The organism is Tetragenococcus halophilus subsp. halophilus DSM 20339, from assembly GCF_003841405.1.
Taxonomy (GTDB): Bacteria; Bacillota; Bacilli; order Lactobacillales; family Enterococcaceae; genus Tetragenococcus; species Tetragenococcus halophilus.
This window is the reverse complement of sequence record NZ_PXYA01000003.1, coordinates 234544-256336: the sequence shown is the minus strand read 5'-3', so window position 1 is coordinate 256336 and position 21793 is coordinate 234544. Positions and strand designations below refer to the sequence as shown.

17 protein-coding genes, 1 tRNA gene, 1 other RNA gene and 1 pseudogene are annotated in these 21793 nt (G+C 36.9%); 17 read left to right on the top strand and 3 right to left on the bottom strand.

Annotated elements, in window-relative coordinates; translation table 11 throughout:
• Positions 1 to 129: 129 nt before the first annotated feature.
• From xdh to C7K42_RS13325, 8 genes and pseudogenes are all read left to right on the top strand, one after another.
• Positions 130 to 2388: pseudogene (gene xdh, locus C7K42_RS10965) on the top strand (selenium-dependent xanthine dehydrogenase); the annotation flags it as partial.
• Between the two features lie 27 nt (positions 2389 to 2415).
• Positions 2416 to 3000, top strand: coding sequence for a nucleotidyltransferase family protein (locus C7K42_RS10960; RefSeq protein WP_081497489.1), 585 nt, complete (start codon positions 2416 to 2418; stop codon positions 2998 to 3000).
• A 235-nt stretch (positions 3001 to 3235) separates the two neighbouring features.
• Positions 3236 to 3679: a flavodoxin gene (locus C7K42_RS10955; RefSeq protein ID WP_014124033.1), complete on the top strand. Its 444-nt coding sequence runs from the start codon at positions 3236 to 3238 to the stop codon at positions 3677 to 3679.
• 12 nt (positions 3680 to 3691) lie between these two features.
• On the top strand, positions 3692 to 4543 hold the full coding sequence (locus C7K42_RS10950; RefSeq protein WP_069029169.1) for a sulfide/dihydroorotate dehydrogenase-like FAD/NAD-binding protein: 852 nt from the start codon (positions 3692 to 3694) through the stop codon (positions 4541 to 4543).
• Positions 4536 to 5957 (top strand): NADPH-dependent glutamate synthase, encoded by a 1422-nt coding sequence (gene gltA, locus C7K42_RS10945; RefSeq protein ID WP_069029168.1) that lies wholly within the window; start codon positions 4536 to 4538, stop codon positions 5955 to 5957. The genes C7K42_RS10950 and gltA overlap by 8 nt, the downstream gene beginning before the upstream one ends.
• Positions 5954 to 9496, top strand: coding sequence for a pyruvate:ferredoxin (flavodoxin) oxidoreductase (gene nifJ, locus C7K42_RS10940; RefSeq protein ID WP_103099871.1), 3543 nt, complete (start codon positions 5954 to 5956; stop codon positions 9494 to 9496). Before gltA ends, nifJ begins: the two co-directional genes overlap by 4 nt.
• A 327-nt stretch (positions 9497 to 9823) precedes the next feature.
• Positions 9824 to 11605: a pyruvate oxidase gene (spxB, locus tag C7K42_RS10935; RefSeq protein WP_103096935.1), complete on the top strand. Its 1782-nt coding sequence runs from the start codon at positions 9824 to 9826 to the stop codon at positions 11603 to 11605.
• 562 nt (positions 11606 to 12167) lie between these two features.
• The gene (locus C7K42_RS13325; protein WP_256729053.1) at positions 12168 to 12302 is read left to right on the top strand and encodes a hypothetical protein; all 135 of its coding nucleotides are present in this window, start codon (positions 12168 to 12170) and stop codon (positions 12300 to 12302) included.
• Positions 12303 to 12347: 45 nt separating this feature from the next.
• Here C7K42_RS13325 and dapD read toward each other — a convergent pair whose 3' ends face one another.
• From dapD to dapA, 3 genes are read right to left on the bottom strand one after another with little or no spacing between them, the layout of a single operon-like run.
• Positions 12348 to 13049: a 2,3,4,5-tetrahydropyridine-2,6-dicarboxylate N-acetyltransferase gene (gene dapD, locus C7K42_RS10930; protein ID WP_014124038.1), complete on the bottom strand. Its 702-nt coding sequence runs from the start codon at positions 13047 to 13049 to the stop codon at positions 12348 to 12350.
• A gap of 12 nt (positions 13050 to 13061) precedes the next feature.
• Positions 13062 to 13811 (bottom strand): 4-hydroxy-tetrahydrodipicolinate reductase, encoded by a 750-nt coding sequence (gene dapB, locus C7K42_RS10925; RefSeq protein ID WP_014124039.1) that lies wholly within the window; start codon positions 13809 to 13811, stop codon positions 13062 to 13064.
• Positions 13812 to 13823: 12 nt separating this feature from the next.
• The gene (gene dapA / locus C7K42_RS10920; protein ID WP_014124040.1) at positions 13824 to 14705 is read right to left on the bottom strand and encodes a 4-hydroxy-tetrahydrodipicolinate synthase; all 882 of its coding nucleotides are present in this window, start codon (positions 14703 to 14705) and stop codon (positions 13824 to 13826) included.
• 154 nt (positions 14706 to 14859) lie between these two features.
• On the opposite strand from dapA, the gene C7K42_RS10915 reads away from it, so the two are divergent.
• The 9 genes from C7K42_RS10915 (at position 14860) to C7K42_RS10875 (ending at position 21769) form a co-directional block, all read left to right on the top strand.
• Positions 14860 to 16032: a M20 metallopeptidase family protein gene (locus C7K42_RS10915; RefSeq protein ID WP_103091823.1), complete on the top strand. Its 1173-nt coding sequence runs from the start codon at positions 14860 to 14862 to the stop codon at positions 16030 to 16032.
• Entirely contained in the window at positions 16025 to 17323 is a 1299-nt protein-coding gene (gene lysA / locus C7K42_RS10910) for a diaminopimelate decarboxylase (RefSeq protein ID WP_014124042.1), read from the top strand. The genes C7K42_RS10915 and lysA overlap by 8 nt, the downstream gene beginning before the upstream one ends.
• Before the next feature lie 9 nt (positions 17324 to 17332).
• On the top strand, positions 17333 to 18157 hold the full coding sequence (gene dapF, locus C7K42_RS10905; protein ID WP_014124043.1) for a diaminopimelate epimerase: 825 nt from the start codon (positions 17333 to 17335) through the stop codon (positions 18155 to 18157).
• Positions 18158 to 18242: 85 nt separating this feature from the next.
• Positions 18243 to 18950, top strand: coding sequence for a zinc metallopeptidase (locus tag C7K42_RS10900; RefSeq protein ID WP_014124044.1), 708 nt, complete (start codon positions 18243 to 18245; stop codon positions 18948 to 18950).
• Between the two features lie 83 nt (positions 18951 to 19033).
• Positions 19034 to 19369: a hypothetical protein gene (locus tag C7K42_RS10895; RefSeq protein ID WP_014124045.1), complete on the top strand. Its 336-nt coding sequence runs from the start codon at positions 19034 to 19036 to the stop codon at positions 19367 to 19369.
• Between the two features lie 64 nt (positions 19370 to 19433).
• Positions 19434 to 19943 carry a tRNA adenosine(34) deaminase TadA gene (tadA, locus tag C7K42_RS10890; protein WP_014124046.1) on the top strand — a complete coding sequence of 170 codons (510 nt, stop codon included), beginning with the start codon at positions 19434 to 19436 and terminating at the stop codon, positions 19941 to 19943.
• A gap of 33 nt (positions 19944 to 19976) precedes the next feature.
• An RNA gene (gene ffs / locus C7K42_RS10885) (signal recognition particle sRNA small type) lies at positions 19977 to 20076 on the top strand.
• 119 nt (positions 20077 to 20195) lie between these two features.
• Positions 20196 to 20269 (top strand) — tRNA-Pro (locus C7K42_RS10880).
• Positions 20270 to 20386: 117 nt separating this feature from the next.
• Positions 20387 to 21769 carry a bifunctional metallophosphatase/5'-nucleotidase gene (locus C7K42_RS10875; protein WP_014124047.1) on the top strand — a complete coding sequence of 461 codons (1383 nt, stop codon included), beginning with the start codon at positions 20387 to 20389 and terminating at the stop codon, positions 21767 to 21769.
• Positions 21770 to 21793 lie beyond the last annotated feature (24 nt).

Sequence of the window (21793 nt, the reverse complement as noted above, 5' to 3'; positions counted from 1 at the left end):
AACACTCCTTGGTTATTGGTTTTTCGTTGATTCTATTATACCAGGATTTGAGTGGTTCATGCTATTTTTGTATCAAAAAACGTTTATTTATCAAGGGATGAACTGTATTTTTGAACTTTCAAGTTTTAGTTACTAAATAAAAAACCTGAACCTTCTGAAAAAGATATTCGTAAAGGAATACGGGGGAATATCTGTCGTTGTACCGGTTATATTAAAATTATCGAAGCGATTCAGCTGGCAGCGCAAATGTTGCAAAAAGATACGCCAATTCCTGACGATAATTCCAATGGACATTTAGGTACGGACTTCCATCGTTTAGATGCAGCTGAAAAAACACTAGGTACGGGAGCTTATGTTGATGATATCAACTTACCTAATTTGTTACATGCTTCAGCAATACGAAGCGCTTATCCCCGTGCAAAAGTATTAAAAATTGATGCAACAAAAGCAAAAGAGCATCCAGATTGTGTCGCAGTTTTCACTGCAAATGACGTGCCAGGAAATAATAAAATTGGACATTTAGAATTTATTTCAGATTGGGACGTTATGATACCTGAAGGAGAAATCACCAGATATGTAGGGGATGCGATAGCTTTAGTTGTTGCAAAAAATAAAGATAGTTTAGACCAGATCAAAGAAGAAATTGATATTACTTATGAAAAATTTCAGCCAGTATTGAGTGCAGAAGAAGGCTTAGCCGAAGATGCGCCTAATATTCACCCTAAAGGAAATACATTATCTTATGAACACTTAATTAGGGGAGAGGCAGATGAGGGATTAGCAAATTCTAAATATGTTGTTTCACAACATTACTCTGTTCCTATTAATGAACATGCATTTATGGAACCCGAATGTGCGATTGGGCAGCCTGAAAAGGATGGTGTCCTTTTATGGACTGCAGGACAAGGAATCTATGATGAACAAAGAGAATGCGCACGTATGCTTGGTTTAGCTCCAGAAAAAGTACATGTCCAAGCCAAACTTATAGGCGGTGGCTTTGGTGGTAAAGAAGATATGAGTGTTCAGCATCATGCTGCACTAGCGGCGTACTTGTTACAACAACCAGTTAAAGTGTTATTGACACGTGATGAAAGTTTAATGATTCATCCTAAACGACATGGGATGGAAATGGACTTTACAACTGGTTGTGATGAAGAAGGGAATTTGACTGCTATGAAAGCAGTTATAAAAGCGGATACAGGCGCTTATGCATCACTGGGCGGTCCTGTGTTACAGCGTGCTTGTACACACGCTGCTGGACCTTATAAATACAAAAATATTGATATTGAAGGTTTTGCCGTTTACACAAATAATCCGCCAGCTGGGGCTTTCCGTGGTTTTGGTGTATCTCAAAGTGCTTTTGCGATTGAAAGTAATATTAATCTGTTGGCAGATAAAGTTGGCATTTCCCCTTGGGAGATTCGTTATAAGAATGCGGTCGCAGCTGGGGATGTTTTACCAAACGGTCAATTAGTTTCTTCAAATTGTGCTTTGAAAGAAAGCCTATTAGAAGTAAAAGAAACATATGAACAAGCTGAACATGCTGGCATTTCCTGTTTTTTCAAAAATAGTGGTATTGGTGTAGGTTTACCTGACACAGGTCGTTGTATTGTTTCCGTTGAAGATGGAAAAGTTCATATACGGACAAGTGCGGCTGATATAGGACAGGGAATCGCAACTGTAGCGGCACAAGTAGCACTGGAAGCTTTAAACTTATCACCAGATCTTATTGTTGTGGAAGGTCCAGATACACGTAGAACACCGGATTCAGAAACCACAACTGCTTCTCGTCAGTCTTTATTCACGGGTGAGGCAGTACGTCGCGCCGCTCAAAAACTACGTATTAATCTAGATATGGGGTACTCACTTAGTGATCTAGAAGGACAAGAGTATTATGATGAGTTTTCGGCTAAAACAGATGCGTTGCATTCAGATAAGAAAAATCCAGTAAGCCATGCAGGATACGGTTATTGTTCAGAAGTTGTTGAGCTAGATGAAAAAGGGAAAATAGCAAATATTGTTGCTGCTTATGATATAGGGCAAGTTGTTAATCCTCGAGCAGCTGAAGGGCAGATTGAAGGCGGCGTCGTGATGGGAATGGGTTATGCTTTAACAGAACAATTTTTAATGGAAGATGGCTATGTTAAAGCTCGTTATACTAATTTGGGATTGTTGGATGCATCGAAGGTTCCACCAATTAAAACAACCTTTGTCAAAGCGCCAGGTCTACATGAAGGCTTAGCTTATGGTATCAAAGGTGTAGGGGAGCTTGCTACGATCCCAACGGCACCCGCGATTTCAGGAGCGTACTATGCCTTTGATGGCAATCTTCGCCCGACTCTGCCTATTGAAGATACACCTTATCAAAAGAAAAAACGAAAAAAATAGTTAAGAAATGTGCAAAGAGGTGTTTGCTTGATTTCACATACTAGTGCAGTGATTATGGCCAGTGGCTTCTCAAGAAGGATGCAACAAAATAAATTATTTTTAATTTATAAAAAACAGACTTTCATTGAAAAAACAGTGGAAACGGCGCAAAAAGCAGGTTTTTTTGAAGTAATTGTTGTCATTCGTCCAGAAGATTATAAAAAGTGTAACTTTCCTGACAACGTAAGAATTGTTTTTAATAGGCAAAGTAATTTAGGCCAAAGTATGAGTGTACGTCTGGGAATAATGAATGTAAGAGGAGATCATGTCATGTTTTTGCCAATTGATCAACCACTTTTAACGGCAAAAGGGCTCCAGAAAATTGCCAATTTTGGCGATAAAAAAGCAATTGTTGTTCCTTTTTATGATAAAAAACCAAGAGGTCCCGTCTTTTTTGGAAAATACTATTTTAAAGAACTTATGCAAGTGACTGGAGATACAGGGGGACGTAGTGTTCGTGATCGACATAAAGAAAATTGGGTCTGTCTTGAATTTTATGATGAACAATTAAAAGACATTGATACTCAAAGAGAATATGCTCAACTTTTCTCAAAAAAGATTGAAATAAAGTAAAAAGTTGTTTACAATAATTCTAAAGAACAAAATAAAAAAATGCCGCACTGTCGTAACTGTCTAGAGGCAGAATCAAAAATGATTCTGTCTTTTTTTTAATAAAAAAACTTTTCACAAAAAAATTTTTATACAAGCTAATTAAATGTTGAAATTCTTCTTTTTTGTGATATAGTTAACTTAGTTAATAATGATTTTAGTTTGAAGGATAAACTTATAAGTGAAAGGACGTTGGAAGATGACATTAGCAAAGATTGTATACGCTAGCATGACTGGGAATACAGAAGGAATTTCAGAAATTTTAGAGGATCAATTTTCTAATTTAGATATAGAAGTTGAACGTGTGGAAGCAGATGATGCGGATGAGGATTTTTTTGATGATGCAGATATTTGTGTGATAGCAACTTATACTTATGATGAAGGAGAGCTACCCTTTGACTTAGAAGATTTTTATGATGAGCTACCTGAACAAGATCTTTCTGGTAAAGTTTATGGTGTTGTAGGCAGTGGTGATAGTGAATTATACCCAGATTTTTTCTGCGATGCAGCAGTGGATTTTGATAAAGCATTTGCTGAAACTGGAGCTACAAAAGGACACGAAGTCGTAAAAATAGAAAATGACGCAGATGATGAAGATGAAGTTCTTTTGAAGGAATTTGTTAAAGCATTAATTGATGCCTAGTGGTTAGTTTAGATGAGGAGGACTACAGTGTTTACAATTTCCAATTGTAGAAAGCTTGCGGTAAATGAATACGAATTTTGGGTTAAAGCACCACAAATTGCATCTAAGGCAAAAGCAGGCCAATTTGTTATTTTACGAATTGACGAATTTGGTGAAAGACTTCCGTTGACAATTGTTGATAGCGATAAACAGGCAGGTAAGATTCACCTGATTTTTCAAGTAGTTGGGAAGTCTACTGCGGCACTGGCAGAATTATGCGACGGGGATTTTCTAAAAGACCTGGTGGGTCCTTTAGGGAAAGCTACTGAAATTAAAAATTATGGAAACGTTTTACTGGTTGGCGGTGGCGTAGGAATTGCTGCATTATACCCGATTGTAAAAGAACTCAAAAAAGCTGGTAACTATGTCATAACGGTTCTTGGAGCAAAGACAGAAGATTTAATTATCTTGGAAAAAGAGTGCGAAGAGGTATCCGATGAATTATATGTTATGACAGATGATGGTTCAGCAGGCGAAAAAGGCTTGGTCACTGATGCTATGTCGAAAATTTTAACGCATCAAACAATCAATTTTTGTTGGGCAATTGGACCTAGCGTGATGATGAAATTCTGTACGCTTACAGCAGATAAGTATGATCTTCCGATATATGTTTCTTTGAACCCTATTATGATTGATGGAACAGGAATGTGTGGTGGTTGTCGTGTCACCATTTCTGATTCAATTAAATTTGCTTGTGTTGATGGTCCGGAGTTTTTAGGATCAGAGGTCCATTGGGATGAGTTTATCTCTAGGATGGCGCAATATAATGAAGAAGAAGCACTTTCATATGACCAACTTAAAAGGCAGGTGAAAGAAAATGCCTAAAAGAAGCTATACTCAAACGCCTATGGCTGAACAAGAGCCGACAATACGTAAGCATAATTTTGAGGAAGTAGCTTTGGGTTATACAGTGGCGCAAGGAAAACTGGAAGCTAGCCGTTGTTTACAGTGTAAAGACGCGCCTTGTATTAAACATTGTCCTGTTATGATCGATATACCGGGTTTTATTCAGGCGATTAAAGATGATGATATGCCTAAAGCTTACCAAATTATCAATCGATATTCGAATTTACCAGCTATTTGCGGTAGAGTCTGTCCGCAAGAAAAACAATGCGAAATGGTTTGTAAATTAGGTAAATCAAAGAAATTTGAAGCAGTAGCTATCGGTAAGCTAGAACGTTTAGTGGCCGATTGGTCATTTGAGCAATCTTCAAAAGACAAGGCCGTCAAATTAGACAAAGGAAAAGTTGCAGTAGTTGGAGGAGGGCCTTCAGGGCTAACTGTAGCTGGTGATTTAGCAAAAATGGGTTATGAAACTACCATTTTTGAAGCATTACATAAAGCTGGTGGTGTTTTGAGTTATGGCATACCTGAATTTCGTTTGCCTAAAGAGATCGTGGATAAAGAAATACAACAAATTAAAGATTTGGGTGTAAATATTCAGACAAATGTTGTTGTGGGGAAAACAATTGATATGCAAGAAGTTATGGACGAATTTGACGCTTGTTATATTGCAATTGGTGCAGGAACTCCTAAGTTTTTGGGGATATCTGGTTCAGGGCTAAAAGGTATTTATGCTTCAAGTGAATTTTTGACAAGGGTTAATTTGATGCATGGTTATGATTTTCCTAATTATGATACGCCGGTTGAAAAAGGCCGTAATGTTGTTGTTATTGGGGGAGGAAATGTGGCGATGGATTCAGCACGTTCGGCTAAACGTTTAGGAGCTGAGAAAGTAACAGTTGTCTATCGCCGTTCAAAAGATGAATTACCTGCTAGAAAAGAAGAATTTTATCACTCAGTGGAAGAAGGAATCGAGTACAGTTGGCTAACAAATCCAGTTGAATATTTAGGAGATGAGAATGGAAATTTAATTGGTGTTAAATGTATCAAAATGGAACTGGGTACTCCAGATGATAGTGGACGCCGACGACCGGTTCCCATTCCGGGCAGTGAGTTTATTATTAAGGCAGATGAAGCAGTTGAAGCTATCGGTCAAGGTGCCAATCGGGTATTATTAGACGTTTTTCCTGAATTGGACTTGAACCATTGGGGATATATAGATGCGGATGAAGAAACATGTGCTACTAGTATTGCCGGAATATTTGCTGGCGGAGACATCGTCACAGGAGCTGCTACTGTCATCTTAGCGATGGGAGCAGGTAAACTTGCAGCAAAAGAGATAAGCAATTATGTCACGCAGGAAAAGGCGAAGAATAGAGAAGGAAGTTTACAATGAAAATAATGAAAACAATGGATGGAAATACAGCGGCTGCCTATATTTCCTACGCATTTACCGAAGTTGCAGCAATATTTCCAATCACCCCTAGTTCTACAATGGCTGAAGTTGTGGATGAATGGGCTGAACAAGGAAAAGAAAATATTTTTGCCGAACCAGTAGAAGTTGTTGAAATGCAATCAGAAGCAGGTGCTGCTGGCGCTGTCCATGGTTCTTTGAAAACAGGCGCATTAACTTCAACATACACAGCATCCCAAGGTTTATTATTGATGGTTCCGAATATGTTTAAAATTGCTGGGGAACTTTTACCAAGTGTTTTCCATGTGGCTGCTCGTGCAGTTTCAACGAATGCTTTGAGCATTTTTGGTGATCATAGTGATGTGATGGCAACGCGCCAAACAGGTTTTTGTATGCTAGCTGAATCAGGCGTACAACAAGCAATGGATCTATCTGCTATTGCTCATTTAGCAAGTATTGAAGGTAGTTTACCGTTTACCAACTTTTTTGACGGTTTTCGTACTTCCCATGAGTTACAAAAGATAGAAGTGATCGATTATGATGATTTGAAAGAAATGGTGGATTGGGACCAACTAGAAGTTTTTCGTGAACGAGCAATGAATCCCAATAAACCTTCTGTTTCTGGCTCAGCACAAAACCCTGATATCTATTTTCAATCACGTGAAATGGTTAATCAATATTATGATAGAATGCCAGCAATTGTTCAAAAATACATGAAAAAAATTAATCAACTAAGAGACACAGATTACGACTTAACTACTTATTACGGCGCGCTAGATGCCACCGAAGTTGTCGTTTCAATGGGTTCAGTTGAACCAACTGTTCGACAAGCTGTCGCTTATTTAAATGAAAATGGACGCAAAGTTGGTCATCTTAACATTCATCTATATCGACCGTTTCCAACCAAAAACTTATTAGAAAAATTACCTGATACTGTTGAACGAGTGGCTGTGTTAGATCGTACTAAAGAACCAGGGTCTGATGGAGAACCATTATTATTGGATATACAAAGTGCACTTTATCAACATCCTAACCGTCCAATCGTTATCGGAGGACGTTATGGTATTGGTTCAAAAGATGTTACTCCAGATCAAATCGTAAGTGTTTATGATCATATGCAGTTACCTGCTAATGAATTAAAAGCTCGTTTTACAGTAGGTATTGTCGATGAAGTGACCAATTTATCCTTACCTAAAACTGAACCATTAGATCTAACACCAGATTCTACTTTTCAAGCACGTTTCTGGGGGTTTGGTTCTGACGGAACAGTAGGCGCTAATAAACAAGCGATTAAAATTATCGGTGACCATACAGACAAATACGCACAGGCTTATTTTGACTATGATTCTAAAAAGTCTGGTGGTTTGACGGTTTCTCATTTGCGTTTTGGTAAGGAAAAAATAGACTCTACTTATTTAGTGGAAAAACCTGATTTTGTTGGTTGTCATAATGCAGCCTATATTTATAAATTAGATCTGGTAAAAGGTCTTCGCGATGGTGGCACTTTCTTATTAAACACTGTGTGGAATGAAGAACAAGTCCATAAACATTTGCCAATTAATTTAAAACGTTATTTAGCTAAGCATCATAATAAATTCTACATTATTAATGCGATGGATATTGCAAAAGCGACTGGCTTAGGACGTCGTATTAATACGGTAATGTCGGCGGCTTTCTTTGAAGTAACAGATATTATGGATAGAAAAGAATTTTTACCATTGCTAAAAGAAGAAATTGATAAAACATATGGTAAAAAATCACAAGAGATCGTAGAAAAAAATTGGCAAGCAATCGATCAAACTTTTGAAAATCTACATGAAATTACTGTACCAAAAGAATGGGCAGAATTAGAAGAAGTACCTTCTAGATCTTCTAATGAAGAAAAAAGACCTGATTTTGTACGTAACATTGTAGATCCAATCGCAAGAAAAGAAGGCGATAGTTTAACAGTTGGTAATTTGATTGATAATGGTATGTATGATGGTCGCCTTCCTATGGGAACGGCTGCTTATGAAAAACGTGGGATTGCTTTAGAAGTGCCAGAGTGGATTCCAGAAAAATGTACATTGTGTAATGAATGCGCCTTTGTCTGTCCTCATGCGGCCATTCGTCCTTTCTTAGCTGATGAAGAGGAGATGGAAGAAGCGCCAGAAGGTTTCATTATTCGTGATTTCAAAGGTAAAGACGGCTATAAATATCGTATCCAAGTTTCTTTAGAAGATTGTACAGGTTGTGGTTTATGTGTAGAAGCTTGTCCTGCTAGTGCATTAGTTATGAAAGATTATGAAGATCAGCAAGAGCAAGCTGTTAACTGGGCATTTGCGATGACATTACGCCAAAAAGAAAATCCAATGAAGAAAAACTCGGTACGTGGTTCTCAATTTGAACAACCTCTACTTGAATTTTCCGGCGCTTGTGCAGGATGTGGTGAAACGCCATATGTTAAATTGCTGACACAACTATATGGCGACCGAATGATGATTGCAAATACTACTGGATGTTCTTCTATTTGGGGCGCTTCGGCTCCTGTAACTCCTTACACTACTAATGATAAGAGGCAGGGTCCTGCATGGAGTAACTCTTTATTTGAAGATAATGCAGAATATGGATTTGGTATGCATATTGCCAATCAAGTAAAACGTAATCGTGTTGTCCATAAAGCGCAACGTGCGCTAAATGAGAAATTAGGTTCTGAAGAAACACAAAACTTGCTTAAAGACTGGATTGACCATAAGGATGAAGGTGAAGGGTCCCAACAAAGGGCCACTAAACTGATAGCTGCTTTAGAAACCGAAAATGATAAACAACTACAATCTTTATTAAAAAATCAAGAAATGTTTGTTAAACCAAGTCAATGGTTGATTGGTGGAGATGGTTGGGCCTATGATATTGGTTTTGCTGGAATAGATCACGTAATAGCTAGTGGAGAAGATGTTAATATCTTGGTCATGGATAATGAGCTTTATGCTAATACGGGTGGTCAGATGTCTAAAGCAACACCAACTTCTGCTACAGCGAAGTTTGCTGCAGGTGGTAAAAAGACAGCGAAAAAAGATCTTGGTATGATGGCTGCAACTTACGGAAATGTTTATGTAGCACAAGTTGCTATCGAAGCAAATCAAACACAAACAGTTAAAGCAATTACTGAAGCGGAAAGTTACCATGGGCCATCAATAGTTATCGGTTATACGCCATGTATTAATCATGGATTACGTGGAGGTATGAAAAATTCAGTCAAAGAATCCAAGGAAGCTGTTGAATCCGGTTATTGGCAGTTATATCGCTATGATCCTCGACAAAGTGCTAAAGGGAAAGATCCATTACGGATGGACTTTAAAAAAGCGGACTTTAATAAGATTCCTGATTTATTGAATATGCAAACCCGCTTTACTGCATTGAAGAAAATTAAAAATGATCCAGAACTAGTTGGTCAGATGTATGATCAAACGATGAAAGATATGCAACAACGTGCTGGTACTTACGACCGGATGGGACAGATGAATAAAACAAAGAAAAAATAATTTAATTAAACTTCTTATGAAAGTTATAAAAGTCTGATGTTTTACTATTTAATTAGTAAGATATCAGACTTTTTTGATTTTTAAACCTAAGTGAACAAAGAATGTTTTCATTTTTCACTAGTTATTCGATTTATGAACAAACAGTGTTTTTCTTTTTCATTACTTGTTCAATGATTCAATAGATAATAAAAAAAAAGTCCCTTTATTTTTTTAATTCTCCTCTTTTATATTTCACATACTTTTTAAACAATTTCTTTGCATTATTATTTTGTACATATTATTATAGAGAATGGAATTACGATAATTGAAAGGAGATTAACAAGTATTATGACTGATCAAAAAATAGATGGGTGGGTTGCAGGACTCAAAGTACTAGAAGAGTGGGGCGTGCAAGACGTTTTTGGCATCCCAGCTGGCTCATTGAATTCTTTGATGGATGCTTTTGAAAAAGAACAAGAAAATATTAACTTTATTCAAGTTCGCCATGAAGAAACAGGAGCACAAGGGGCAGCTATGTATGCCAAATTCAACAACAAATTAGGTGTTTGTCTTGGTTCTGCCGGACCTGGTGCAACTCATTTATATAATGGTTTGTATGACGCAAAATTTGACAACGTTCCAGTATTAGCTATTTTGGGTCAACGTGCACTTAGAGAAGCTAATATGGACGCTTTCCAAGAAATGAACCAAAATCCATTATTTAATGATGTAGCGGTATATAACCGTCGGGTAGCTTACCCTGAACAATTGCCTAAAGTTCTTGATGAAGGTATTCGTGCAGCAATTACAAATAATGGCGTAGCTGCTGTTGAAGTTCCAGTTGACTTCGGTTGGGAACAATTAGATACAGCAACTCGTTATTCATCTGCTGAAGATTATCGCGATTTCCCTGAACTTGGATTAAATGAAGCAGATATCGATGCAGCAGTCGAAGCTTTGTCCAATGCTAAACGTCCAGTAATTTATGCTGGTAAAGGAACTCGTGGTCATTCAGAAGATGTTATTGCATTAAGCCGTAAAATTAAAGCACCTGTTGCTATTACAGGGATTAACTTTGATGACTACGATTATGAATTTGACGCGCTATTAGGTTCTGCTCACCGTGTAGGTTGGAAACCAGCGAACGAAGCATTTGAAGAAGCAGATGCAGTTTTATTTGCTGGTAGTAACTTCCCATTCGCTGAAGTAACAGGTAAATTTGATCATGTTGATAAATTTATCCAAATTGATATTGATCAACAAAAATTAGGTAAACGTCATTTTGCTGATGTTGCAATCCTTGGTGATGCTGCCACTGCTATTCGAGCAATTACAGATAAGATTGACGAAAAAGAAGATAATGGTTGGTATCAAGCAAATATTGATAATGCTGCAAACTGGAAAGCTTATATGCAAAAATTAGAAAATAAGACATCCGGTCCTCTACAACTTTATCAAGTATTTAAAGCAATTAATGATATATCAAAAGAGAATGCTGCTTATTCCATTGATGTAGGCAATACTACACAAACTTCTATCCGTCACTTACACATGACACCGAAAAACTTATGGCGTACTTCTGAAGTATTTGCCACAATGGGTAATGGTCTACCAGGAGCTTTAGCCGCTAAATTAGGTCAACCTGAACGCCAAGTTTGGAACCTATCAGGTGATGGTGGCTTTGCTATGGCTATGCAAGATGTTGTGACAGCTGTAAGATACAATTTGCCTTCTATTCATGTAATATTTACTAACGAACGTTTTGGTTTTATTCGTGATGAACAAGAAGATACAAACGATAATTATTATGGCGTTGATATTAACGACGTAGACTTTGCTGCAATTGCTAAAGCACAAGGAGCAGTAGGTTATACAGTGACTGAAATTTCACAATTAGCTGATGTTTTCGCAAAAGCAAAAGCTGATGAAGAAGCAGGACGTGTGGTATTAATCGATGCTAAAATTACTGAAGAACGTCCTCTTCCAGTAGAATCATTGAAATTAGATCCTTACTTCTTCTCAAAAAATGAAGTAGATGAATTCAAATCACGCTATGAAGCTGAAGAACTACAACCATTCAGTCATTATTTGGAAGAACATGGTTTGGAAGTTGACCAACACAAACGCTAATATAGATTAGTTAGAAAAAAGGATAGTTCTTAATAATAGGAACTGTCTTAAGTAAAGAAGCGATCGCAAATGATGTATTCATTCTGCGGTCGCTTTTTTGGCTTATTATAGAAATCATAATAAAACTAGGGTTACTTTGATAAAGCAGCTCTAGAAATTAGCAAAACTAGAGTTAGATAAGCAAAGCAGGTCGAGAAATCAGCAAAACTAGAGTTAGATAAGGAAAGTAGATCGAGAAATCAAGAAAACTAGAGTTAGATAAAGCAAAGTAGGTCGAGAAATCAAGAAAACTAGAGTTAGATAAGCAAAGTAGGTCAAGAAATAAGAGGAACTAGAGTTGGATAAGGAAAGTCTCTAGAAATAAGTAAATTTAGTATATCAAATCATGTATGTTTAAGCTTTTCTGTTCAATTGTTAAAACTAACTTAAGAAAGCTCTGTTAATATTATAATTCTCTAAGAAATTTAAAGAAAACCAGTATAGGTCAGCAAAACTCGTTAAAATAAAATTGATTAAAGGGGAGAAGTTCCCTAAAAATTAACAAGGAGGAAATGTAGATAAAATGGACGCCAAAACGAAAGTTGCTGCTGGTATTTTAGCTTTGTTGACGTTTTTTTCCGCACCGTTATTTTCACTATTTATGGGCGCGTTAGTTGTTCTTTATTTGCACCTTAAACAAAAAAGAGCAAATGCTTAGAAAAAAAAGGAAAGTCGCTTCTAAACTGAAGGCTTTCCTCTTTTTTTATTTACGTAATTCGTCTAAAAGTTGCGTCTTTGAAGCAGTTTGGTCGTCTTTTGTTTTCAAAATTTTTGCAGGAGTGCCTCCAACAACGCTTCCTGCTTCAACATCTTTGGTTACGACTGAACCTGCAGCTACAATGGCGTCTTTTCCTACACGTACGCCTTCTAAAACCACAGCATTTGCGCCGATAACTACATTGTCTTCAATCACAACAGGATCAGCAGAAGGTGGCTCAAGAACGCCTGCTAAAACAGCACCTGCGCCAACATGTGCGCGTTTACCAACAGTTGCACGTGCTCCTAAAACAGCGCCCATGTCGATCATAGTTTCTTCACCGACGACTGCGCCGATATTAATGACTGCCCCCATCATTACCACTGCATTTTTTTCGATGATTACTTGATCGCGTATCATTGCGCCAGGTTCGATTCGAGCATCGACAGTCGTAAAATCCAGCATGGGTACAGCTGATTTTCTACGATCGTTTTCAAGATAGTAATCGTTGATTACTTCTTTATTATCAGATAAAAATTGTTGAATATTATCAGCATTACCGATTACAAGGTTGCCAAAAGTTTTAACGTTATTGGTAGACATTTGTGAGATGTCGCCATTGATATAAGCTTTAACTGGTGTTTCTTTTTCAGCTTCTTTAATAAAGTTTGCAATTTCATAAGCATCTGTAAAACGTAATTCTGACATTTCATCACCCTTTTATTTTAATAAGTCACTCATAGAATACATTCCTGGACTTTGGTCTTTCAAAAATAGACCAGCTTTTAATGCGCCGTTAGCAAAGATACGGCGGGACAAAGCAGTATGTTTAAATTCGATCACTTCGTCATTTCCAGCATAAATGACAGTATGTTCTCCTGGAATCGTGCCTCCCCGTACTGCATGAATCCCCATTTCATCTATAGGATTAGAATTTTCTTTGCCGCTTCGTCCGAATACATAGTCCTTTTTCGCTTGAGAAGCATCGTTGATACTGTCAGCAAGCAATAAAGCTGTGCCACTGGGCGCATCTTTTTTTTGATTATGATGCTTTTCGACAATTTCAATATTGAAGTCATCTTCTAACGCTGGTGTTATTTTCTGCAAAGCTTCAATTAATACATTAATCCCTAAAGACATATTTGCAGAATAAAAAATTGGAATGGTGTAACTTGCTTCTTCCATTTTTTGTTTGGTATTTTCTGAAAGACCAGTCGTTGCTATAACAACAGGAAGTTTTTTTTGTACACATTGTTCAATCAGTTCAGGAACACTACTTTCATGAGAAAAGTCGATAACAAAATCGGCTGTTTCTTTAACATCTGCAAGTGTTTGATAAACTGGGAAATCCACTTCTTGTTGATTTCTATCAATCCCTGCAACAACACTTAAATCTTCGCGAACTTTTATTTCATTTTGTAATTCTTGTCCCATACGACCAAAGCAACCATTTAAAATAACGTTAAACATTAAGTTTCCCCCTTATAAAAGCCCATATTTTGTCATTTGCGTTTTTAAATTAGTTAAGGTTTCTTCTTCAGGCTCAGCTAAAGGCAAACGATAACTTAATTCGCATTTTTCTAAAAGAGAGACTGCTGCTTTAATTGGCACAGGGTTAACTTCTGAAAAAATAGCTTGAATTAAAGGAAGTTGTTTTAATTGGGTAGCACGAGCTTGTGCAATATTACCCTCTAAGAAATTATGAACCATTGTGGCCGTTTCTTTAGGCAGTATGTTGGAAATAGTGGAGATTACTCCTGATCCTCCTACAGCTAGAAGCGGTAATACTTGGTCATCATTTCCTGAATAAAGCGCAAAATTTTCATCCACTAATTGTGCTATTTCAACAATTTGAGCAATATCCGCACTGGCTTCTTTAATCCCTACGATATTTGGAATTTGTTTTAGTTCTTTTACTGTTTTGTAGTCTAAATTCATTCCAGTACGAGAAGCCACGGAGTATAAAATAACAGGTAGTTCAATAGTGTCACAAATTGCTTTGTAATGAGCGATAATGCTTTTTTTCGTTGCTTTATTGTAATAAGGAGTCACGACTAGTAGCGCATCAGCTCCTACACGTTCTGCTTCTTTTGCCAAGTGAATTCCATGCTGTGTGTTATTGGAACCTGTTCCAGCGACAACAGGAACTCTTTTATTAACTTTGTTAACAACAGCCTTAATGACTGAGATATGTTCTTCATCGTCTAATGTAGAAGCTTCACCTGTTGTTCCACAAGCGACGATGGCATTAATTCCCTCGCTAACTTGCCATTCGACTAGCTCGTCTAATTTTTTATAATCAACTGAGCCGTCTTTTTTCATAGGCGTGACTAATGCAACACCGGAACCTGTAAATACTGACAATGACGTCACTTCCCTTCAAGTAATTCAATAAATGAAAATTCAAAATTGTTTAAACTTTTTCACTATTGATTAATTGAAATTATATAATATAATAAGGACAAAATTCAATGATTTCAGTGAAACGATAACAACTTTTAATAGAAAGTGGTTTTTTATGCAGATAAAAGAAGATATCCAAAATTTATTAGATGATGTAACAAGCTATCGGCGTTATCTTCATCAAATTCCTGAATTAGGTTTAGAAGAAAAGCAAACAGCAGAATTCATTCGAGAAACATTACAGTCATTTGGTGTTAAGGACATTTATACTATGCTGACAACGGCGACGGTTGCAGTTTTTCATGGAGAAAAGCCGGGAAAAACTTTAGCTTTTCGTTCGGACATCGATGCTTTACCAGTAACTGAAGAAACTGGCGTTAGCTTTGCTTCAAAGACAGAAGGAAAGATGCACGCTTGTGGACATGATGGTCATGCTTCAGCTTTACTGGGGTTTGCCAAATATTTAAGTCAACATCCAGAAGCTGTTAAAGGTAGGATTGTTTTAGTTTTTCAACCGGCTGAAGAAGGTCCAGGGGGTGCGCAACTACTTCTTAATGAAGGATTGATTGAAAAATTTGGTATTGATCAAATCATAGGCATTCATCTTTTTCCCGAATTTCCGGAAGGAACGATTGCTTGTCGTCCTCATGCAATGATGGCAAGAAATGGAGAAATAACGATTAAAGTTAACGGTAAAAGCGCGCACGGTGCTCAGCCTCAGCAAGGTCATGACGCGATACTAGCTGCTTCAGCGATTATCCAAGGGCTGCATAGCATTATTTCGCGCAATATCAGTCCGCTAGATACGGGTGTATTAACTTTTGGCGAAATTACTGGCGGGCAAGCAATGAATATTATTGCTGGACAAGTAAAAGTTGAAGGAACAATGCGGGCTTTTAGCGACGAAGCTTATGATATAATGACACAGCGTGTGAAAGAAACCGCTGAATTTATTGCCCAAGGATACGGTTGTCATGCAGAAGTCCATTTTAATCATATGTATCGGGTAGTAGATAATGATCCTAAGATGGTAAAAGCCTTGGAAAAAGTAGCTGGAGACGATTATTTTGAATGTCAGCCTTATATGTTGGCCGAAGATTTCTCTATGTATCAACAAGTTATCCCTGGCCTCTTCTTTTTTGTGGGGACGCGTAATGAGAATAAGGGGTATGTTTATCCTCTACACAGTGAAAAAATGCAATTTGAAGAGAAGAATTTATTGCGTGCTATTCACTATTACGTACAATTGATTGAAAAATTAAATATTAAGGAGGCGGCAGATGATTAAAGAAATTAAAAATAACCACTTGTATTGGGATGGTTGTGACACTGTTGAGCTAGCAAAAAATTATGGGACCCCTTTATATGTTATCTCACAAACAGCGATTGAAAATGAATGTCGTGCTTTACAAAAACAGTTTATAAAAAAATATGATAATGTCCATGTCGCTTATGCATCAAAAGCTTTTAACCATTTAGCGATGCTGAAAATTATCGAAAAAGAAGGCTTAGGTATTGATGTAGTTAGTGGAGGTGAATTATACACAGCAATTTGTGCTGAGTTTCCTGCTGATCGTATAGAGTTCAATGGGAACAATAAATCTGATGAGGAATTAGAGCAGGCAATTGACTATGAAGTGGGTCGTATTATTGTTGATGGTAGTCAAGAATTAGATCATATTATTGCCATTTGTCGTAAGAAAGAAAAGAAAGCGAATGTTTTATTTCGAATTACACCGGAAGTGGATGTAAAGACGCATCAGTTTATTTCTACTGGGCAAAAGGATTCAAAATTTGGTTTGCCTTTAGATAAAGAATTACTGTTGCCGATTTTACAACAAGCTATCAAAAGCCCTGAAATTAATTTTTATGGCATTCATTTTCATATAGGTAGTCAGCTTTTTGATAATTCTACCCATTTAAAAGCTGCAGAAGTTGCTTTACAATTGGTTTTAATGATTAAAGAAACCTTTGATTATGAAATAAAAGAGCTTAACTACGGCGGTGGATTTGGCGTACGTTATACACAAGAGGATAAAAGGCAATCTTATGCTTATTTTCTTGATCCGCTAATGAAGCTGACAGAAGATTTTTGTTACAAAAATGACTTAAAACGTCCGACAATTGCTATAGAACCTGGTCGTAGTATTGTAGCTGAAGCAGGGATCTCACTGCATACGATTGGTAATATTAAAACTTTGCCTCATATCCGAAAATATGCTGCTATTGATGGAGGCATGACAGATAATATCCGTCCTGGTTTATATCAAGCAAGCTATACAGGAATGTTAGCTAATAAGGCATCTCAAAGGCCAGAAGAAACAGTTACGATTTCAGGAAAAGCGTGTGAAAGTACGGATATCTTAATTGAAGACATAGAGGTGCCGACGATTACATCAGGTGACATTTTTGCGACATTTACTACAGGTGCTTATGGGTATGCTATGGCTAATAATTATAATAAGCTTGCAATACCAGCTGTGGTTCTAGTCAATAAAGGTCATGCTGAAACAATTGTAAAACGACAAACGTATGCGCAAATTATCCAGAACGAACGCATACCCGATTCTTTGAAATGAGGTAATTTTATGGAAGTTCCTTTTTATAAAATGCAGGGAGCTGCAAATGATTTTATTGTTATAAATAATATGAAGTTAAGGTTATCAGATGAACAACTGGTATCTTTGACAAAGCAAGTGTGTCGTCAGCGTTTTTCAGTAGGTAGCGATGCTTTAATGGCACTTGATTTTCCGCAAGCTAATGCTGATTTTCGGATGAAGTTTTATAATGCGGATGGTACAGAAGCAGAAATGTGTGGCAATGGTGTACGTTGTATTGCACGCTTTGCTTATGAAACAGGTATTGCAAAACAACAGATGACTATTGAGACAAAAGCTGGTAATGTCGATTGCTGGCGTTTGGATAAGCGACAATATAGAGTGCAAATTAACGAACCTTCTGTCGAAAATTTTGATTTGTCATTTCCTGGAACAGACTTTTTAGTGGACTATGTGGAATTAGGTGATCCGGGCGTGCCGCATCTGGTTATCAATTATCCTCAATTAAAAGAAATTACCTTAGCAGATATTAAACCTTTAGCTAAAAAATTACGTTTGTGGGATGCATTAGACAAGGGTGCTAACGTAAACTTTTATGCATTTGACCAAAATAATGAAGTCATTTTACGTACTTTTGAAAGAGGCGTAGAAGATTTTACTTTAGCCTGTGGCACGGGGGCTGTTTCTACGGCTTATGTATTGAAAAAAAAGCAATTGATAAAGAATGATTTCATTACACTTCATGTTTTAGGCGGTGTCCTTGAAGTAGAAGAAAATAAGCAACATTTTTATCTGATTGGAGATACGAATATTGTCACTAAAGGTTACATTTGCGATGAGGATCTTGTGATTTAATAAAAATAACAGGTATTTCTTCATAAAAAATTCAATCCCTGAGTGTATAATAAAAAGAAATGAAAAAACAAGGAGAGAATAAGTAATGTTTCCGATGGGATTTTTCTTTGACCCAACTTTTATTCTGGTCATCATAGGTATGATTATTTCGATGATCGCTTCATCATATGTCAATCGGACCTTTGAACGTTATGATGCGGTAAATAGTAAGCATCAAGTGACTGGTACCGATGCTGCTCGTTATATTCTACGCAATCAAAATATTGATGATGTAGGTGTACAGCAGATTTCGGGGAATTTGACTGATAACTATAATTCGGGTAATAAAACATTGAGTTTGTCACAAGCAACTGCGCAATCGACTTCTGTAGCAGCAATAGGAGTAGCCGCCCATGAGTGCGGACATGCTGTCCAAGACGCACAAGGATATTTTCCTTTACGATTAAGAACAGCTATTGTTCCAATCGCCAATTTTGGAACCAATCTATCAATTCCTTTATTAATTGTAGGGATTTTGATTAGTGGATCGAGTGGACAAATGATTATTAATATTGGTTTGTTGGCCTTTTCCTTAGCTTTTATTTTCCAACTCGTTACTTTACCGGTGGAATTTAATGCTTCAAGACGAGCTTTGCAAATTTTATCAGAGGGTGGTATATTAACAAACGAAGAAGTTCCACAGGCTCGAAAAGTCTTAACCGCTGCTGCTTTAACCTATGTTGCAGCTGCGGTCAGTGTATTGTTGCAATTACTACGTCTGTTTTTGTTATTCGGCGGTGGCCGCAGACGCTAGAAAAATTCCCCCTTTAGAGTGTTTTTATTTGTTTTATCATGTTATTATAGGATTGTAGGAAAATGAAAAAGGAGATGAACAATATGAAAGTAACAACTAAATTAGCATTAGGTTTAAGTGTAACAGCTGCGGCTGGTATTGCTTCAACAGTATTTGTATCAGATAAAGTGATTACTAAAGTTCGTCATATTGCAAATCGTAAAAAGGCTGAACGTTTTGTAGAAGACAAATTTAAAGGCAATGAAACTTTATTAAAATTTGTTGATAATTTAGAGGACAAAGATATTGAGTCCTTCATGAAGGTAGCACAAAAAGTTAGTAGCAAACGTGATAAGGTTGCAGAGTATGGTGACAACGTAAAAAATGCTACTGAAAATGTAAAAGATAAAATTGCCGATTTAATCGAACATAATTGTTAATTATAAACTTCTGAGTAAATGGATTATTTGCTCAGATTTTTTATTTAACTGGAGGGAAAACTCATTGAAAGAATCTTTTCTAACACAAGAAAAAAAGCATTTTTTTATGAACGAAGCCATTAAAGAAGCGCACAAAGCTTTAGCTCTGGCTGAAGTACCAATCGGTGCGATTGTTGTTTTAAATGATGAGATTATTGGACGTGGATATAATAAACGTGAGACAAGCCAGGATGCATTAAGTCATGCAGAAGTCACTGCTATTAAAGAAGCTTGCAATAGCATCGATAGTTGGCGTTTGGAAAATGCGCAGTTATTTGTGACCTTAGAACCTTGTCCTATGTGTGCAGGTGCTATTTTACAGTCACGAATTGAAGAAGTTTATTTTGGGGCTTTTGATCCTAAAGCAGGTGCTTGTGGCAGCTTAATTAATTTATTAGAGGATACACGTTTTAATCATTGGTGTTATGTAGAATCAGGAGTTTTAATGGATCCCTGTGCATCTTTATTAAAAGATTTTTTCAAAGATATACGCGCCAAAAAACAAAAGAAGAAAGAAATGTTAGAAAAGGACTAGTCACATCAAGAAAAATACGATATAATATTAGTGCCGAAAGGCTAGGACAATGGGAACGTTGTGAAGGGTGTCAGATCTGGAAGGAAGCAGCACTAAGCAGCGATTCTCATGTGTCTGATTAATGTTTAAAAGATACACAGCCGAATATAAAAAAGAAACCTAGGAAATGTCCTAGGTTATTTAGTGCTATCGATTTTGCTTTGCAAATTTTTGTCAGCAGCTTGGTTAATAAAGTTGTGAATCAATATTTTGCGGGAAATAGCTCAGTTTGGTAGAGCACTTGCTTCGGGAGTAAGGGGTCGCAGGTTCAAATCCTGTTTTCCCGATTTTTAATGAAGTTACCAAAACGAAATCAGGAGCATTTTTGCTGCCTGTTTTTTTGTATCATCCAAAAAAACAGATGATTCATTTAAAATGTCACTATTTAGAACACGAGGGAGATCATGGAAAAAATACGAATATTACATACCAATGATTTACATTCTCATCTTGAAAATTGGCCGAAAATTCGTCGCTTTCTTCAGGAACGTCAAAAAGTAGAGGAAGAAGAAACGGCGATTACTGTTGATTTAGGAGACTTCTGTGATCGTTGGCATCCTTTAACAGAAGCCACAAATGGTAAAGCAAATGTTGCTTTGATGAACCAAGCGCATTATGATGCAGCTACAATTGGCAATAACGAAGGAATAGGAAATTCTAAGAGCGAATTAAACGATTTATATAGTGAAGCGGACTTTCCTGTGATTTTAGATAATCTTTTTGACAAAAGTACATTGCAGTTGCCGGATTGGGCGAATGAATTTAAGATTATGACAACGAAAATGGGTACAAAAGTGGGATTAATCGGAGCTACTGCCCCCTTTTCTTTGACTTATACGCAAAATGGCTGGGATGTACGTAACTGGTCGGATATTTTGCCTAATATTGTCCAATTTTTACAGGAAAAAGTTGATGTTTTAGTGTTACTAAGTCATTTAGGTGTTAACGACGATCAATTGATCGCTAAAGAGTTGCCAGCTATTGATGTCATCATAGGATCTCATACGCATCACTTATTTGTTAATGGGAAAAAAGTGGGCGATACTTTACTGGCGGCAGCTGGTAGATTTGGCCAATATGTTGGTGAGGTGAGTCTTTTCTTAGATGAAAGCCATCGGATAGATACATTACGTGCAAATACATTTGCAACCGAGAAAATGATATCTTATCCTGAAGACGAAGAGGAAATTTTTAATTATAACAATAAAGGAAAGAAGTTATTACAAGAAAAGAAAGTGGCCTGGCTCCCAGATAAACTGAGTGTGGAAAACCAAGAGTATTCTTTAATTGATGAGGCTTTACAAGCGGTGAAAAAAAGAGGAAAGACGCAAGTAGCTATTTTAAACACAGGTCTTTTTTTAGATGATTTATCAGCTGGAATCATTAATCAAGATGATTTGCATAAAATTTTACCTCATCCTATGCATATGATTCGCGTTACTTTAAAAGGTTCTGATCTTGTTCGGATGGTTTTGGAAATGGAGAAAAATCGACATTTTTTACGTAATTTTCCTATTCGGGGTATGGGATTTCGGGGTAAAGTGTTTGGTCAGATTGTTTATTCAGGGATACAATATGACAGTATGAATCATTCTGTAAAGTGGATGAATCAAGACATTGATCCAGAAAAATCCTATAGTTTCACCACAGTGGATCATTTCATGTTTATTCCTTTTTTCCCTACGATTGAAATTGCAGGTAAGGTGGAATTTCTTTTTCCCGAGTTTATTCGTACAGTACTAGGCAATTATCTCGCGCAAAAATATCCACTTTCATCAAAAAAATAGGTATAATATAGCTTAGGCGGTGAA

What these genes read in the sequence shown, in the direction of transcription:
- C7K42_RS10895 (WP_014124045.1), top strand. Translation starts at nt 19,034, where the DNA reads ATGAAAGTAACAACTAAATTAGCATTAGGTTTAAGTGTAACAGCTGCG.
- gltA (WP_069029168.1), top strand. Translation starts at nt 4,536, where the DNA reads ATGCCTAAAAGAAGCTATACTCAAACGCCTATGGCTGAACAAGAGCCG.
- C7K42_RS13325 (WP_256729053.1), top strand. Translation starts at nt 12,168, where the DNA reads ATGGACGCCAAAACGAAAGTTGCTGCTGGTATTTTAGCTTTGTTGACG.
- C7K42_RS10875 (WP_014124047.1), top strand. Translation starts at nt 20,387, where the DNA reads ATGGAAAAAATACGAATATTACATACCAATGATTTACATTCTCATCTT.
- lysA (WP_014124042.1), top strand. Translation starts at nt 16,025, where the DNA reads ATGATTAAAGAAATTAAAAATAACCACTTGTATTGGGATGGTTGTGAC.
- dapF (WP_014124043.1), top strand. Translation starts at nt 17,333, where the DNA reads ATGGAAGTTCCTTTTTATAAAATGCAGGGAGCTGCAAATGATTTTATT.
- dapD (WP_014124038.1), bottom strand. Translation starts at nt 13,049, where the DNA reads ATGTCAGAATTACGTTTTACAGATGCTTATGAAATTGCAAACTTTATT.
- nifJ (WP_103099871.1), top strand. Translation starts at nt 5,954, where the DNA reads ATGAAAATAATGAAAACAATGGATGGAAATACAGCGGCTGCCTATATT.
- C7K42_RS10950 (WP_069029169.1), top strand. Translation starts at nt 3,692, where the DNA reads ATGAGGAGGACTACAGTGTTTACAATTTCCAATTGTAGAAAGCTTGCG.
- C7K42_RS10900 (WP_014124044.1), top strand. Translation starts at nt 18,243, where the DNA reads ATGTTTCCGATGGGATTTTTCTTTGACCCAACTTTTATTCTGGTCATC.
- dapB (WP_014124039.1), bottom strand. Translation starts at nt 13,811, where the DNA reads ATGTTTAACGTTATTTTAAATGGTTGCTTTGGTCGTATGGGACAAGAA.
- C7K42_RS10955 (WP_014124033.1), top strand. Translation starts at nt 3,236, where the DNA reads ATGACATTAGCAAAGATTGTATACGCTAGCATGACTGGGAATACAGAA.
- spxB (WP_103096935.1), top strand. Translation starts at nt 9,824, where the DNA reads ATGACTGATCAAAAAATAGATGGGTGGGTTGCAGGACTCAAAGTACTA.
- C7K42_RS10915 (WP_103091823.1), top strand. Translation starts at nt 14,860, where the DNA reads ATGCAGATAAAAGAAGATATCCAAAATTTATTAGATGATGTAACAAGC.